Origin of the sequence: Pseudomonas spelaei (genome assembly GCF_009724245.1) — a bacterium.
Taxonomy (GTDB): domain Bacteria; phylum Pseudomonadota; class Gammaproteobacteria; order Pseudomonadales; family Pseudomonadaceae; genus Aquipseudomonas; species Aquipseudomonas spelaei.
Genome location: NZ_WNNK01000020.1, coordinates 14,925 through 28,096, shown reverse-complemented (window position 1 = coordinate 28,096; position 13,172 = coordinate 14,925). Strand labels below are relative to the sequence as shown.

The window sequence follows — 13,172 nt, the reverse complement described above, 5'->3', positions numbered from 1 at the left end:
TCAGAAGATCTCCTTGACGCTTTTGCCACGCTTGGCGGCAATGGATTCAGGAGACTGCATAGCCTTCAAACCTTTAAAAGTGGCGTGAACCACGTTTACCGGGTTAGTCGAGCCGTAGCACTTGGCCAGAACGTTCTGAACGCCAGCAACTTCGAGGACAGCACGCATAGCGCCGCCAGCGATGATACCGGTACCTTCAGAAGCAGGCTGCATGTACACCTTCGAAGCGCCATGGGCGGACTTCATTGCGTACTGCAGAGTGGTGCCGTTCAGATCAACTTGGATCATGTTGCGACGAGCAGCTTCCATTGCCTTCTGGATCGCAGCAGGCACTTCACGTGACTTGCCACGGCCGAAGCCAACACGCCCTTTACCATCACCTACCACGGTCAACGCGGTGAAAGTGAAGATACGGCCGCCTTTAACGGTTTTGGCTACGCGGTTAACTTGAACCAGCTTCTCAATGTAGCCTTCGTCGCGCTTTTGGTCGTTATTTGACATAACTTAGAACTCCAGCCCAGCTTCACGAGCAGCATCAGCCAGCGCTTTCACGCGACCGTGGTACTTGAAGCCAGAGCGGTCGAAAGCCACTTGCGAGACGCCAGCGGCCTTAGCACGCGTAGCGACCAGCTGGCCAACCTTAGTGGCCGCGTCAATGTTGCCAGTGGCACCATCACGCAGTTCTTTATCCAAAGTCGAGGCGCTTGCCAGGACTTTGTTGCCGTCGGCCGAGATGACCTGGGCGTAGATGTGCTGCGACGAGCGGAACACGCAGAGACGCACGACTTCGAGTTCGTGCATTTTCAGGCGTGCTTTGCGAGCGCGACGCAGTCGAGTAACTTTTTTGTCGGTCATTTGCTATGCCCTACTTCTTCTTGGCTTCTTTACGACGGACGACTTCGTCCGCGTAGCGCACACCTTTGCCTTTGTACGGCTCTGGTGGACGGAAGTCGCGGATCTCAGCGGCCACCTGACCTACCAGCTGCTTATCAATACCCTTGATCAGGATATCGGTTTGGCTAGGGGTCTCAGCGGTGATGCCTTCCGGCAGTTCGTAATCCACTGGGTGCGAGAAGCCAAGGGCCAGGTTCAAAACCGTGCCTTTTGCTTGCGCTTTGTAACCAACACCGACCAGCTGGAGCTTACGCTCGAAGCCTTGGCTTACGCCTTGGACCATGTTGTTTACCAACGCACGAGTGGTACCGGCCATTGCGCGAGTTTGTTGATCGCCATTGCGAGCAGCGAAACGCAGCTCACCAGCTTCTTCAACGATCTCAACGGACGAATGGATGTTCAGTTCCAGAGTGCCCTTGGCACCCTTCACCGAAAGCTGGCCACCTGCGAATTTGACTTCGACACCGGCTGGCAGCTTAACGGGGTTCTTAGCGACGCGTGACATGCTTATCCCCCCTTAGAACACTGTGCAAAGAACTTCGCCGCCGACACCGGCAGCGCGCGCAGCACGATCCGTCATCACACCTTTGTTGGTGGAGACGATAGACACACCGAGACCGCCACGAACTTTTGGCAGATCATCGACGGACTTGTACTGACGCAGGCCTGGACGGCTAACGCGCTTCACTTCCTCGATGACCGGACGGCCTTCGAAGTACTTCAGCTCGATGGACAGCAGTGGTTTGATTTCGCTGCTGATCTGATAACCCGCAATGTAGCCTTCGTCTTTCAGGACTTTGGCAACAGCTACCTTCAACGTGGAAGATGGCATGCTTACGACGGACTTTTCAGCCATCTGGGCATTACGGATACGAGTTAGCATGTCCGCTAACGGGTCCTGCATACTCATGGCTAGACGCTCCTAATACAAAAAAATTAGCCTTGCGGCCATTACGTGTCGCCGAGAATCTCCGAGCATAAAATACACGGGCTCAGGCGAGCCGCGTATTTTAGACACACTCCGGAAATGAAACAAGCCCCAAAAGGGGCTTGTTCCAGATTCTAGGCCACCGGCGGTCAGTATCTTGCGATCCTGACCACCGAGACTTCGAAAGTACTTACCAGCTGGCTTTAACCAGACCTGGTACGTCACCACGCATTGCCGCTTCACGCAGTTTGTTACGGCCGAGGCCGAACTTGCGGTAAACGCCGTGTGGACGACCGGTCAGGCGGCAGCGGTTACGCATGCGCGAAGCGCTTGCGTCACGTGGCTGCTTCTGCAGAGCAACTGTAGCTTCCCAACGTGCTTCTGGACTTGCGTTCAGATCAACGATGATAGCTTTCAGTGCTGCACGCTTCTTGGCGTACTTGGCAACCGTGAGCTGACGCTTCAGCTCGCGGTTTTTCATGCTCATCTTGGCCATTTTCCTACTCCAATCAGTTGCGGAACGGGAATTTGAAAGCACGCAGCAATGCGCGACCTTCATCATCGTTCTTGGCAGTGGTGGTCAGGGTAATGTCCAGACCGCGGAGAGCATCGATCTTGTCGTAGTCGATTTCCGGGAAGATGATCTGCTCTTTAACGCCCATGCTGTAGTTACCACGACCATCGAAGGACTTGGCATTCAGGCCGCGGAAGTCGCGAACCCGAGGCAGGGAGATCGACAGCAGACGATCCAGGAACTCGTACATACGCTCACGGCGCAGAGTCACTTTGACGCCGATCGGCCAACCTTCACGGACTTTAAAGCCAGCGATGGATTTCCGAGCGTAAGTCACAACGACTTTTTGACCGGTGATCTTTTCCAGGTCAGCAACAGCGTGCTCGATGACTTTTTTATCACCGACCGCTTCGCCCAGACCCATGTTCAGGGTGATTTTGGTAACGCGTGGAACTTCCATCACGTTCGAAAGCTTAAGTTCTTCCTTAAGCTTCGGTGCGATTTCTTTCCAGTAAATCTCTTTTAGTCGTGCCATGGTCTTCTACCTAGCAGTGTTCAAGCATCAACCGCTTTTTGGGTCGACTTGAAGACACGAATTTTCTTGCCATCTTCTACTTTGAAACCAACGCGATCAGCCTTGTTGGTTTCGCCGTTGAAAATGGCGACGTTAGAAGCGTCCAGTGGAGCTTCTTTTTCGACGATACCGCCTTGTACGCCCGACATCGGGTTAGGCTTGGTATGGCGCTTAACCAGGTTCAGACCACCAATAACCAGACGGTTATTTGCGAGAACCTTAAGCACCTTACCGCGCTTACCTTTGTCTTTGCCGGCGATCACGATGATCTCGTCGTCACGACGAATCTTTTGCATGTCGGATCTCCTTACAGCACTTCTGGGGCGAGCGAGACGATCTTCATGAACTTCTCAGTACGAAGTTCACGGGTCACTGGCCCAAAGATACGGGTGCCGATCGGCTCTTGCTTGTTGTTCAGAAGAACAGCAGCGTTGCCATCAAAGCGGATAATGGAGCCATCTGCACGGCGCACGCCGTGACGAGTGCGGACTACTACAGCAGTCATCACTTGGCCTTTTTTCACTTTACCGCGAGGAATTGCTTCCTTCACGGTAACTTTGATGATGTCACCGATACCAGCGTAACGACGATGGGAGCCACCCAGCACCTTGATGCACATAACACGGCGAGCGCCGCTGTTATCGGCCACATCGAGCATGGATTGAGTCTGAATCATATAATTTCTCCGACCCCTAGTCCTTAGACTTCCACAGCGCGTTCGAGAACATCAACCAGTGCCCAAGACTTGGTCTTGGCCAGCGGACGAGTTTCACGAATAGTGACTTTGTCGCCGATGTGGCACTGATTGGTTTCGTCGTGCGCGTGCAGCTTAGTCGAACGCTTAACGTATTTACCGTAGATCGGGTGCTTAACGCGACGCTCGATCAAAACGGTGATGGTTTTGTCCATCTTGTCGCTGACAACACGGCCAGTCAGCGTACGGACAGTCTTTTCGGCTTCAGCCATGATCACTTACCTGCCTGCTGGTTGAGCACAGTCTTCACGCGAGCAATGTCACGCTTAACTTGCGAGAGCAGATGAGACTGCCCCAACTGGCCAGTTGCTTTCTGCATACGCAGATTGAACTGGTCGCGCAGCAGGCCGAGCAGTTGCTCGTTCAGCTGCTGTGCGGATTTTTCACGAAGTTCATTCGCTTTCATCACATCACCGTCCGTTTAACAAAGGCGGTGGCGAGCGGCAGCTTTGCAGCAGCCAGGGCAAAAGCCTCACGCGCCAGCTCTTCAGTTACACCCTCGATTTCATACAGGACTTTGCCTGGCTGAATCTGGGCTACCCAGTATTCCACGTTACCCTTACCTTTACCCATCCGAACTTCGAGGGGCTTTTTGGAGATCGGCTTGTCCGGGAATACACGGATCCAGATCTTGCCGCCACGTTTTACGTGACGGGTCAGAGCACGACGCGCTGACTCGATCTGACGAGCGGTGAGACGACCACGAGCTACAGACTTCAGCGCGAACTCGCCGAAGCTGACTTTGCTACCGCGCTGAGCCAGACCACGGTTGTGGCCTGTCATCTGCTTGCGGAACTTCGTACGCTTTGGTTGCAACATTTGGCGTACCCCTTACTTAGCAGCTTTTTTACGAGGCGCTGGTGCTTGTGGTTTCAGTTCTTCTTGGCGACCACCAATTACTTCGCCTTTGAAGATCCAAACCTTTACACCGATCACACCGTAAGTGGTGTGAGCTTCGTAGTTGGCATAGTCGATGTCGGCACGCAGGGTGTGCAGTGGCACACGACCTTCGCGATACCATTCAGTACGTGCGATTTCAGCACCGCCGAGACGACCGCTCACTTGGATTTTGATGCCTTTGGCACCAATGCGCATGGCGTTCTGTACAGCGCGCTTCATAGCGCGACGGAACATTACGCGACGCTCCAGCTGCTGAGCTACGCTCTGCGCAACCAGCATACCGTCGAGCTCCGGCTTGCGGATCTCTTCGATATTGATGTGCACAGGCACACCCATTTGCTTGGTCAGGTCCTGACGCAGTTTCTCAACATCTTCACCTTTCTTCCCGATAACGATACCTGGACGAGCGGTGTGGATGGTGATACGTGCAGTTTGGGCCGGACGATGGATATCGATACGGCTTACGGACGCGCTTTTTAATTTGTCTTGGAGATACTCACGCACCTTCAGATCAGCGAACAAATAGTCCGCATAAGTCCGACCGTCTGCGTACCAGACGGAGGTGTGCTCCTTGACGATTCCCAGGCGAATGCCAATGGGATGTACTTTCTGACCCATCTCTTCGACTCCGTTACTTGTCAGCAACCTTGACAGTGATATGGCAAGACCGCTTGACGATGCGATCAGCACGGCCTTTGGCACGCGGCATGATACGCTTCAGCGAACGCCCTTCGTTGACGAAAACGGTGCTGACCTTCAGGTCATCAACGTCTGCGCCTTCGTTATGCTCGGCGTTGGCTACGGCCGACTCCAGCACTTTCTTCATGATCTCGGCGGCTTTCTTACTGCTGAAAGCCAACAGGTTGAGCGCTTCGCCCACCTTCTTCCCGCGGATCTGGTCGGCGACCAAGCGGGCTTTCTGGGCGGAGATTCGAGCGCCCGACAACTTAGCGGCTACTTCCATTTCCTAACCCCTTAACGCTTGGCTTTCTTGTCTGCCACGTGCCCACGATAAGTGCGGGTACCGGCAAACTCGCCTAGTTTGTGGCCGACCATGTCTTCGTTCACGAGAACTGGGACGTGCAAGCGACCGTTGTGTACAGCGATGGTCAAACCGACCATTTGTGGCAGGATCATCGAACGACGCGACCAGGTTTTCACCGGCTTGCGATCGTTCTTTTCCGCCGCCACTTCGATCTTCTTCAGTAGGTGAAGATCAATAAAAGGACCTTTTTTCAGAGAACGTGGCACTGTCGTATCCCTCTATTTACTTGCGACGACGGACGATCATTTTGTCGGTACGCTTATTACCACGAGTCTTCGCGCCCTTAGTCGGGAAGCCCCATGGCGATACCGGATGACGACCACCAGAGGTACGACCTTCACCACCACCATGTGGGTGGTCAACCGGGTTCATGGCAACACCACGAACGGTTGGGCGAACGCCACGCCAGCGTTTGGCACCAGCTTTACCCAGCGAACGCAGGCTGTGCTCGGAGTTCGAGACTTCGCCCAGGGTCGCACGGCATTCAGCCAATACTTTACGCATCTCACCAGAGCGCAGACGCAGGGTCACGTAGACACCTTCACGAGCGATCAGCTGAGCCGAAGCACCAGCGGAACGAGCGATTTGCGCGCCTTTACCTGGCTTCAATTCGATGCCGTGTACGGTGCTACCAACTGGAATGTTGCGCAGTTGCAGAGCGTTGCCCGGCTTGATCGGCGCCAAAGCACCTGCGATCAGCTGGTCACCAGCACTCACGCCTTTAGGCGCGATGATGTAGCGACGCTCGCCATCTGCGTACAGCAGCAGAGCGATGTGAGCAGTACGGTTTGGATCGTATTCGATACGCTCGACAGTGGCAGCGATGCCATCTTTGTCGTTACGACGGAAGTCGACCAGACGATAATGCTGCTTATGGCCACCACCGATGTGACGAGTGGTAATACGACCATTGTTGTTACGACCACCAGTCTTCGATTTCTTCTCGAGCAGCGGTGCGTGAGGAGCGCCTTTATGCAGCTCCTGGTTGACCACCTTGACCACAAAACGGCGGCCAGGGGAAGTCGGTTTGCATTTAACGATTGCCATGATGCACCCCTTCCTTACTCAGCACTGCTGCTGAAATCGAGATCTTGGCCTGGCTGAAGGGAGATAACCGCCTTCTTCCAGTCATTACGCTTGCCCAGACCGCGAGCAGTGCGCTTGCTCTTACCCAGAACATTCAGGGTAGTAACACGCTCAACTTTCACGCTGAACAGGCTTTCGACGGCCTTCTTGATTTCCAGCTTGGTTGCGTCAGTTGCAACCTTGAAAACGAACTGGCCTTTCTTGTCAGCCAGAACCGTAGCCTTTTCGGAAACGTGCGGGCCAAGCAGAACTTTAAATACGCGTTCCTGGTTCATCCCAGCAGCTCCTCGAATTTCTTCACGGCCGACACGGTGATCAACACCTTGTCGTATGCGATCAGACTAACTGGATCGGAACCTTGCACATCACGGACATCAACGTGTGGCAGGTTGCGAGCAGCCAGGTACAGGTTCTGATCAACAGCTTCGGACACGATCAGGACATCAGTCAGTCCCATGCCATTCAGCTTGTTCAGCAGATCTTTGGTTTTCGGCGCTTCAACAGCGAAGTCCTGAACCACGACCAGACGATCAGTACGCACGAGTTCAGCAAGGATGGAGCGCAGTGCTGCGCGGTACATCTTCTTGTTGAGCTTCTGAGAGTGATCCTGTGGACGAGCCGCGAAAGTGGTACCGCCGCCACGCCAGATTGGGCTACGGATAGTACCGGCACGAGCACGGCCAGTACCTTTCTGACGCCAAGGGCGCTTACCGCCACCACGAACGTCGGAACGGGTCTTTTGCTGCTTGCTACCTTGACGGCCGCCGGCCATGTAGGCCACGACTGCTTGGTGAACCAGCGTCTCGTTGAACTCGCCGCCAAACGTCAGTTCGGAAACTTCGATCGCTTGAGCGTCATTTACATTTAATTGCATGTCAGCTTCCCCTTAACCGCGAGCCTTGGCCGCCGGACGTACAACCAGGTTGCCGCCAGTAGCGCCAGGAACAGCACCCTTGACCAACAACAGATTGCGTTCAGCGTCGACGCGCACTACTTCGAGGGACTGCACGGTCACGCGCTCAGCGCCCATATGACCGGACATTTTTTTGCCCTTGAATACACGACCAGGAGTCTGGCACTGGCCAATAGAGCCCGGGACGCGGTGGGAAACGGAGTTACCGTGAGTGTTGTCTTGGCCACGGAAATTCCAACGCTTGATCGTACCCTGGAAGCCTTTACCTTTGGACTGACCGGTTACATCAACCAGTTGGCCAGCGGCGAAGATTTCAGCGTTGATCAGATCGCCGGCCTGGTACTCGCCTTCTTCAAGGCGGAATTCCATTACGGTACGACCAGCTGCAACGTTTGCTTTTGCGAAGTGACCTGCTTGAGCAGCAGTCACGCGCGAAGCACGACGCTCGCCGACAGTGACTTGCACTGCACGATAGCCATCGGTTTCTTCAGTTTTAAACTGGGTGACGCGATTCGGTTCGATCTCAATGACCGTGACCGGAATGGAGACACCTTCTTCGGTGAAAATACGGGTCATACCGCATTTACGACCGACTACACCAATAGTCATGTTGTAAACCTCATGAGTGTACGGGGCTTTCACCCGCTATGGCCGCCCATTTCAGAGCGTTACACGACTAAGACCCAAGTCTTAGCCGAGGCTGATCTGTACTTCCACACCGGCCGCCAGATCAAGCTTCATAAGTGCATCAACGGTTTTATCCGTTGGCTGGACGATGTCCAGTACGCGCTTATGAGTACGGATCTCGTACTGGTCACGCGCGTCTTTGTTGACGTGCGGGGAGACCAGAACGGTGAACCGCTCTTTACGGGTAGGCAGTGGAATTGGACCACGCACTTGAGCACCAGTACGTTTCGCGGTTTCCACGATTTCCTGGGTGGATTGGTCGATCAGGCGATGGTCAAAAGCCTTCAACCTGATACGGATTTGCTGATTTTGCATTGGATTTCAGACTCCGGCTGCTATTCCCACCGGACGCAATGCGCCCGTTAAAAGGAGGCGCAATTCTATAGACGCCCCAGATAGGTGTCAACCCAATAAAAAAGCCCCCGCTAGGCGGGGGCTTTTTCAAGTCATCACTTATTAAGCGATGATTTTGGCTACGACGCCAGCGCCGACGGTACGACCGCCTTCACGAATAGCGAAACGCAGACCATCTTCCATTGCGATGGTTTTGATCAGGGTGACAACCATTTTGATGTTGTCGCCTGGCATTACCATTTCAACGCCTTCCGGCAGTTCGCAGTTACCGGTCACGTCAGTGGTCCGGAAGTAGAACTGTGGACGGTAGCCTTTGAAGAACGGAGTATGACGACCGCCTTCTTCTTTGCTCAACACGTACACTTCAGCTTCGAAGGTAGTGTGCGGCTTGACCGAACCTGGCTTAACCAGAACCTGGCCACGCTCAACGTCGTCACGCTTGGTACCACGCAGCAGAACGCCGCAGTTCTCGCCTGCACGACCTTCGTCGAGCAGTTTACGGAACATTTCAACACCGGTGCAGGTGGTGACAGTAGTGTCACGCAGACCAACGATTTCCAGCGGATCCTGAACCTTGACGATACCGCGCTCGATACGACCAGTTACAACAGTACCGCGACCGGAGATCGAGAATACGTCTTCGATTGGCATCAGGAACGGCTTGTCGATAACACGAACTGGGTCTGGGATGTAGCTGTCCAGAGTCTCAACCAGTTTACGAACGGACGTGGTGCCCATTTCGTTATCGTCTTTACCTTCCAGAGCCATACGAGCAGAACCGATGATGATCGGAGTGTCGTCACCTGGGAAGTCGTAAGTGCTCAGCAGATCGCGCACTTCCATCTCAACCAGTTCCAGCAGCTCAGCGTCGTCTACCAGGTCAGCCTTGTTCAGGTAAACCACGATGTACGGAACGCCAACCTGACGGGACAGCAGGATGTGCTCACGGGTTTGTGGCATCGGACCATCAGCGGCCGAACAAACCAGGATAGCGCCGTCCATCTGGGCAGCACCGGTGATCATGTTCTTCACATAGTCGGCGTGACCTGGGCAGTCAACGTGAGCGTAGTGACGAATGTGCGAGTTGTATTCAACGTGCGCAGTGTTGATGGTGATACCACGAGCTTTTTCTTCTGGCGCGCTGTCGATCTTGTCGAAGTCAACGATAGCCGAACCGAAAATTTCGGAGCAAACACGAGTCAGAGCAGCAGTCAGCGTAGTTTTACCATGGTCAACGTGACCGATAGTGCCAACGTTGACGTGCGGTAGGGAACGATCAAATTTTTCTTTAGCCACGACAATTAACTCCTTGCCTAAAGGACTGAATCAGCCTTGTTTTTTGGATACAGTTTCAGCGATATGCGCCGGAGCTGTGTTGTATTTTTTGAATTCCATAGAGTAGCTTGCGCGACCCTGAGACATGGAACGAACGTCGGTCGCATAACCGAACATCTCGCCCAACGGAACCTCAGCACGAATTACTTTGCCGGAAACCGTATCTTCCATACCCAAGATCATGCCGCGACGACGGTTAAGGTCGCCCATCACGTCACCCATGTAGTCTTCAGGCGTAACAACTTCTACTGCCATGATTGGCTCAAGCAACTCACCACCGCCCTTCTGGGCCAGTTGCTTGGTTGCCATGGAAGCAGCCACCTTAAACGCCATCTCGTTGGAGTCGACGTCGTGGTAAGAACCGTCAAAAACGGTCGCCTTCAGGCCGATGAGCGGATAGCCGGCAACAACACCGTTCTTCATCTGCTCTTCGATACCCTTCTGGATAGCCGGGATGTATTCCTTAGGAACAACACCGCCCACTACTTCGTTCACGAATTGCAGACCTTCCTGACCTTCATCAGCAGGAGCAAAACGGATCCAGCAATGGCCGAACTGGCCACGACCGCCGGATTGACGAACGAATTTGCCTTCGATTTCACAGTTCTTCGTGATGCGCTCACGATAGGAAACCTGAGGCTTACCGATGTTGGCTTCGACGTTGAACTCACGGCGCATCCGGTCAACCAGGATGTCCAGGTGAAGCTCGCCCATGCCGGAGATGATCGTTTGACCAGTCTCTTCATCAGTCTTGACGCGGAAAGATGGATCTTCCTGAGCAAGCTTGCCCAGAGCGATACCCATTTTTTCCTGGTCATCCTTGGTCTTAGGCTCAACGGCAACCGAAATAACCGGCTCCGGGAAGTCCATGCGAACCAGGATGATTGGCTTGTCAGCGTTGCACAAGGTTTCACCAGTGGTGACGTCCTTCATGCCGATCAAGGCCGCGATGTCGCCAGCGCGTACTTCCTTGATTTCTTCACGGGCGTTTGCGTGCATTTGCACCATACGACCCACGCGCTCTTTCTTGCCTTTAACCGAGTTGATCACGCCGTCGCCGGAGTTCAACACGCCCGAGTAAACACGGACGAAGGTCAAGGTACCCACGAATGGGTCAGTGGCAATTTTAAATGCCAGAGCGGAGAACGGTTCTGCGTCGTCTGCATGACGCTCCAGCTCGATAGTCTCGTCATCCGGGTCAGTACCCTTGATGGCAGGAATATCCACTGGTGCCGGCAGGTAGTCGATCACAGCATCGAGAACCAGGGGAACGCCCTTGTTCTTGAACGAAGAACCACAAACAGCCAAGACGATCTCACCAGCGATAGTACGCTGACGCAGAGCAGCCTTGATTTCCGCGTTGGTGAGTTCTTCACCTTCGAGGTACTTGTTCATCAGCTCTTCGTTGGCTTCAGCCGCAGCTTCAACCATGTTGTTGCGCCACTCGTCAGCCAGCTCCTGCAACTCTGCAGGGATAGGCTTACGAACAGGAACCATACCTTTGTCAGCATCGTTCCAGTAAACAGCTTCCATGGTCAGCAGATCGATCTGCCCCTGGAAGTTGTCTTCGGAACCGATAGCCAACTGGATCGGCACCGGAGTGTGACCCAGGCGCTGTTTGATCTGACCGATCACGCGCAGGAAGTTCGCACCAGCACGGTCCATCTTGTTGACGTAAACAAGACGTGGAACGCCGTATTTGTTGGCTTGACGCCATACGGTTTCCGACTGAGGCTCAACACCCGAGGTACCACAGAACACAACGACAGCGCCGTCGAGTACACGCAGGGAACGCTCAACTTCAATGGTGAAGTCTACGTGGCCCGGGGTATCGATTACGTTGAAGCGGTGCTCATCCTTGTACTGCTTCTCGGAACCTTTCCAGAAGGCGGTAATAGCAGCAGAAGTAATGGTAATACCACGCTCCTGCTCCTGAACCATCCAGTCTGTGGTCGCGGCGCCGTCATGCACCTCGCCCATCTTGTGACTTTTGCCGGTGTAAAAAAGGACGCGCTCGGTGGTGGTGGTTTTACCAGCATCCACGTGAGCGACGATACCGATGTTACGGTAGCGACTAATCGGAGTAGTACGAGCCATAAAGCCCTCGCAAAATTAGTGAAGCTAGAATTAGAAGCGGTAGTGCGAGAAAGCTTTGTTAGCTTCAGCCATACGGTGCACGTCTTCACGCTTCTTAACAGCAGCACCTTTACCTTCAGCAGCGTCCAACAGTTCGCCAGCCAAACGCAGAGCCATAGACTTCTCGCCGCGCTTACGGGCGAAGTCTACCAACCAGCGCATTGCCAGGGCGTTACGACGGGACGGGCGAACTTCAACCGGAACCTGGTAAGTAGCACCGCCTACACGGCGCGACTTCACTTCGACCAGCGGAGCGATGGCGTCGAGAGCTTTCTCGAAGATTTCCAGGGGGTCGCTGTTCTTGCGTTCTTTAACCTTTTCCAGCGCGCCATAAACGATACGCTCGGCAACGGCTTTCTTGCCGCTTTCCATCACGTGGTTCATGAACTTGGCCAGAATTTGGCTTCCGTATTTTGGATCGTCAAGCACTTCGCGCTTGGCTGCTACGCGTCTTCTTGGCATGGATAAGCCCTCAAACGGTCTTCAGGTTCGTTCGGAATTAGTGCCCTTTCGGGACGCCTCCGACCTTACTCTTATCGACTCAGAAAATAAGATGATTCAGTTTTACAAAAAGCCGCTACTACTTAGGCTTCTTGGTACCGTACTTCGAACGACCCTGGTTACGACCTTTAACGCCGGAAGTATCCAAGGAGCCGCGTACGGTGTGGTAACGAACACCTGGCAAGTCTTTTACACGACCGCCACGGATCAGTACCACGCTGTGTTCTTGCAGGTTGTGACCTTCACCACCGATGTACGAGGAAACCTCGAAACCGTTGGTCAGGCGCACACGGCATACTTTACGCAGTGCCGAGTTAGGTTTTTTCGGCGTAGTGGTATACACGCGAGTGCATACGCCACGACGTTGCGGGCAGTTCTGCAGCGCAGGTACGTCGGATTTCTCGACGATACGCTTACGCGGCTGACGTACCAGCTGGTTGATAGTTGCCATCTACTAGCTCCACTGTTGTCTTGCGACGCTATTGTCTTGCAAGAAAAGCAAAATGGCAGGAACGAATTCCCGCCAAATTTAGGGGTACAAGAGTCTAAAG

General features: G+C 54.0%; 23 protein-coding genes. All 23 read right to left on the bottom strand.

Annotated features, from left to right (window positions below; all coding sequences use genetic code 11):
• The 23 genes from rpsE to rpsL all read right to left on the bottom strand — a co-directional run bounded on the left by rpsE (position 1) and on the right by rpsL (position 13,072).
• Positions 1-501 (bottom strand): 30S ribosomal protein S5, encoded by a 501-nt coding sequence (gene rpsE / locus GNF76_RS21335; RefSeq protein ID WP_003186035.1) that lies wholly within the window; start codon positions 499-501, stop codon positions 1-3.
• Between the two features lie 3 nt (positions 502-504).
• Complete coding sequence (gene rplR, locus GNF76_RS21330) at positions 505-855, bottom strand: 50S ribosomal protein L18 (RefSeq protein WP_003186037.1); 351 nt, start codon at positions 853-855, stop codon at positions 505-507.
• A gap of 10 nt (positions 856-865) precedes the next feature.
• Positions 866-1,399 carry a 50S ribosomal protein L6 gene (rplF, locus tag GNF76_RS21325; RefSeq protein WP_155585075.1) on the bottom strand — a complete coding sequence of 178 codons (534 nt, stop codon included), beginning with the start codon at positions 1,397-1,399 and terminating at the stop codon, positions 866-868.
• 12 nt (positions 1,400-1,411) lie between these two features.
• Positions 1,412-1,804, bottom strand: coding sequence for a 30S ribosomal protein S8 (gene rpsH, locus GNF76_RS21320; protein ID WP_003186040.1), 393 nt, complete (start codon positions 1,802-1,804; stop codon positions 1,412-1,414).
• A 208-nt stretch (positions 1,805-2,012) separates the two neighbouring features.
• Positions 2,013-2,318: a 30S ribosomal protein S14 gene (rpsN, locus tag GNF76_RS21315; protein ID WP_003176414.1), complete on the bottom strand. Its 306-nt coding sequence runs from the start codon at positions 2,316-2,318 to the stop codon at positions 2,013-2,015.
• A 13-nt stretch (positions 2,319-2,331) separates the two neighbouring features.
• Positions 2,332-2,871: a 50S ribosomal protein L5 gene (gene rplE / locus GNF76_RS21310; protein ID WP_003176415.1), complete on the bottom strand. Its 540-nt coding sequence runs from the start codon at positions 2,869-2,871 to the stop codon at positions 2,332-2,334.
• A 20-nt stretch (positions 2,872-2,891) separates the two neighbouring features.
• Positions 2,892-3,206 (bottom strand): 50S ribosomal protein L24, encoded by a 315-nt coding sequence (rplX, locus tag GNF76_RS21305; RefSeq protein ID WP_003176416.1) that lies wholly within the window; start codon positions 3,204-3,206, stop codon positions 2,892-2,894.
• An 11-nt stretch (positions 3,207-3,217) separates the two neighbouring features.
• A complete protein-coding gene (gene rplN, locus GNF76_RS21300; RefSeq protein ID WP_002555479.1) occupies positions 3,218-3,586 on the bottom strand; it encodes a 50S ribosomal protein L14 in 369 nt (122 codons plus the stop codon).
• Positions 3,587-3,609: 23 nt separating this feature from the next.
• Positions 3,610-3,876, bottom strand: a complete 267-nt coding sequence (rpsQ, locus tag GNF76_RS21295; protein WP_003176419.1) for a 30S ribosomal protein S17 — start codon at positions 3,874-3,876, stop codon at positions 3,610-3,612.
• 2 nt (positions 3,877-3,878) lie between these two features.
• A complete protein-coding gene (gene rpmC, locus GNF76_RS21290) occupies positions 3,879-4,070 on the bottom strand; it encodes a 50S ribosomal protein L29 (RefSeq protein WP_002555481.1) in 192 nt (63 codons plus the stop codon).
• Positions 4,070-4,483, bottom strand: coding sequence for a 50S ribosomal protein L16 (gene rplP, locus GNF76_RS21285; RefSeq protein WP_003232424.1), 414 nt, complete (start codon positions 4,481-4,483; stop codon positions 4,070-4,072). Before rplP ends, rpmC begins: the two co-directional genes overlap by 1 nt.
• Positions 4,484-4,495: 12 nt before the next feature.
• Positions 4,496-5,182: a 30S ribosomal protein S3 gene (gene rpsC, locus GNF76_RS21280; RefSeq protein ID WP_003176422.1), complete on the bottom strand. Its 687-nt coding sequence runs from the start codon at positions 5,180-5,182 to the stop codon at positions 4,496-4,498.
• Between the two features lie 13 nt (positions 5,183-5,195).
• A complete protein-coding gene (rplV, locus tag GNF76_RS21275; protein WP_003103908.1) occupies positions 5,196-5,528 on the bottom strand; it encodes a 50S ribosomal protein L22 in 333 nt (110 codons plus the stop codon).
• Positions 5,529-5,539: 11 nt separating this feature from the next.
• Entirely contained in the window at positions 5,540-5,815 is a 276-nt protein-coding gene (gene rpsS, locus GNF76_RS21270) for a 30S ribosomal protein S19 (protein WP_003232420.1), read from the bottom strand.
• Between the two features lie 16 nt (positions 5,816-5,831).
• On the bottom strand, positions 5,832-6,656 hold the full coding sequence (gene rplB / locus GNF76_RS21265; protein ID WP_003210080.1) for a 50S ribosomal protein L2: 825 nt from the start codon (positions 6,654-6,656) through the stop codon (positions 5,832-5,834).
• 14 nt (positions 6,657-6,670) lie between these two features.
• A complete protein-coding gene (gene rplW, locus GNF76_RS21260; protein ID WP_002555488.1) occupies positions 6,671-6,970 on the bottom strand; it encodes a 50S ribosomal protein L23 in 300 nt (99 codons plus the stop codon).
• Positions 6,967-7,569 carry a 50S ribosomal protein L4 gene (rplD, locus tag GNF76_RS21255; protein WP_057438746.1) on the bottom strand — a complete coding sequence of 201 codons (603 nt, stop codon included), beginning with the start codon at positions 7,567-7,569 and terminating at the stop codon, positions 6,967-6,969. The genes rplW and rplD overlap by 4 nt, the downstream gene beginning before the upstream one ends.
• A gap of 12 nt (positions 7,570-7,581) precedes the next feature.
• Positions 7,582-8,217: a 50S ribosomal protein L3 gene (rplC, locus tag GNF76_RS21250; protein WP_003186059.1), complete on the bottom strand. Its 636-nt coding sequence runs from the start codon at positions 8,215-8,217 to the stop codon at positions 7,582-7,584.
• Between the two features lie 81 nt (positions 8,218-8,298).
• Positions 8,299-8,610: a 30S ribosomal protein S10 gene (gene rpsJ, locus GNF76_RS21245; RefSeq protein ID WP_003186070.1), complete on the bottom strand. Its 312-nt coding sequence runs from the start codon at positions 8,608-8,610 to the stop codon at positions 8,299-8,301.
• A gap of 141 nt (positions 8,611-8,751) precedes the next feature.
• Positions 8,752-9,945 carry an elongation factor Tu gene (gene tuf, locus GNF76_RS21240; protein ID WP_178122344.1) on the bottom strand — a complete coding sequence of 398 codons (1,194 nt, stop codon included), beginning with the start codon at positions 9,943-9,945 and terminating at the stop codon, positions 8,752-8,754.
• Between the two features lie 30 nt (positions 9,946-9,975).
• Positions 9,976-12,081 carry an elongation factor G gene (gene fusA, locus GNF76_RS21235; RefSeq protein WP_057724826.1) on the bottom strand — a complete coding sequence of 702 codons (2,106 nt, stop codon included), beginning with the start codon at positions 12,079-12,081 and terminating at the stop codon, positions 9,976-9,978.
• 30 nt (positions 12,082-12,111) lie between these two features.
• Positions 12,112-12,582 (bottom strand): 30S ribosomal protein S7, encoded by a 471-nt coding sequence (rpsG, locus tag GNF76_RS21230; protein ID WP_002555493.1) that lies wholly within the window; start codon positions 12,580-12,582, stop codon positions 12,112-12,114.
• A 118-nt stretch (positions 12,583-12,700) separates the two neighbouring features.
• Complete coding sequence (rpsL, locus tag GNF76_RS21225; RefSeq protein ID WP_002555494.1) at positions 12,701-13,072, bottom strand: 30S ribosomal protein S12; 372 nt, start codon at positions 13,070-13,072, stop codon at positions 12,701-12,703.
• Positions 13,073-13,172: the final 100 nt, after the last annotated feature.

Excerpts from the sequence above, each read along its gene's own strand:
- rplN (WP_002555479.1), bottom strand. The coding sequence starts at position 3,586 with ATGATTCAGACTCAATCCATGCTCGATGTGGCCGATAACAGCGGCGCT.
- rpsH (WP_003186040.1), bottom strand. The coding sequence starts at position 1,804 with ATGAGTATGCAGGACCCGTTAGCGGACATGCTAACTCGTATCCGTAAT.
- rplR (WP_003186037.1), bottom strand. The coding sequence starts at position 855 with ATGACCGACAAAAAAGTTACTCGACTGCGTCGCGCTCGCAAAGCACGC.
- rpmC (WP_002555481.1), bottom strand. The coding sequence starts at position 4,070 with ATGAAAGCGAATGAACTTCGTGAAAAATCCGCACAGCAGCTGAACGAG.
- rpsE (WP_003186035.1), bottom strand. The coding sequence starts at position 501 with ATGTCAAATAACGACCAAAAGCGCGACGAAGGCTACATTGAGAAGCTG.
- rplE (WP_003176415.1), bottom strand. The coding sequence starts at position 2,871 with ATGGCACGACTAAAAGAGATTTACTGGAAAGAAATCGCACCGAAGCTT.
- rpsJ (WP_003186070.1), bottom strand. The coding sequence starts at position 8,610 with ATGCAAAATCAGCAAATCCGTATCAGGTTGAAGGCTTTTGACCATCGC.
- rpsC (WP_003176422.1), bottom strand. The coding sequence starts at position 5,182 with ATGGGTCAGAAAGTACATCCCATTGGCATTCGCCTGGGAATCGTCAAG.
- rplD (WP_057438746.1), bottom strand. The coding sequence starts at position 7,569 with ATGCAATTAAATGTAAATGACGCTCAAGCGATCGAAGTTTCCGAACTG.
- rplC (WP_003186059.1), bottom strand. The coding sequence starts at position 8,217 with ATGACTATTGGTGTAGTCGGTCGTAAATGCGGTATGACCCGTATTTTC.
- rplX (WP_003176416.1), bottom strand. The coding sequence starts at position 3,206 with ATGCAAAAGATTCGTCGTGACGACGAGATCATCGTGATCGCCGGCAAA.
- rpsG (WP_002555493.1), bottom strand. The coding sequence starts at position 12,582 with ATGCCAAGAAGACGCGTAGCAGCCAAGCGCGAAGTGCTTGACGATCCA.
- rplP (WP_003232424.1), bottom strand. The coding sequence starts at position 4,483 with ATGTTGCAACCAAAGCGTACGAAGTTCCGCAAGCAGATGACAGGCCAC.
- rplV (WP_003103908.1), bottom strand. The coding sequence starts at position 5,528 with ATGGAAGTAGCCGCTAAGTTGTCGGGCGCTCGAATCTCCGCCCAGAAA.
- rpsQ (WP_003176419.1), bottom strand. The coding sequence starts at position 3,876 with ATGGCTGAAGCCGAAAAGACTGTCCGTACGCTGACTGGCCGTGTTGTC.
- rplF (WP_155585075.1), bottom strand. The coding sequence starts at position 1,399 with ATGTCACGCGTCGCTAAGAACCCCGTTAAGCTGCCAGCCGGTGTCGAA.
- rplW (WP_002555488.1), bottom strand. The coding sequence starts at position 6,970 with ATGAACCAGGAACGCGTATTTAAAGTTCTGCTTGGCCCGCACGTTTCC.
- rplB (WP_003210080.1), bottom strand. The coding sequence starts at position 6,656 with ATGGCAATCGTTAAATGCAAACCGACTTCCCCTGGCCGCCGTTTTGTG.
- rpsL (WP_002555494.1), bottom strand. The coding sequence starts at position 13,072 with ATGGCAACTATCAACCAGCTGGTACGTCAGCCGCGTAAGCGTATCGTC.
- fusA (WP_057724826.1), bottom strand. The coding sequence starts at position 12,081 with ATGGCTCGTACTACTCCGATTAGTCGCTACCGTAACATCGGTATCGTC.
- rpsN (WP_003176414.1), bottom strand. The coding sequence starts at position 2,318 with ATGGCCAAGATGAGCATGAAAAACCGCGAGCTGAAGCGTCAGCTCACG.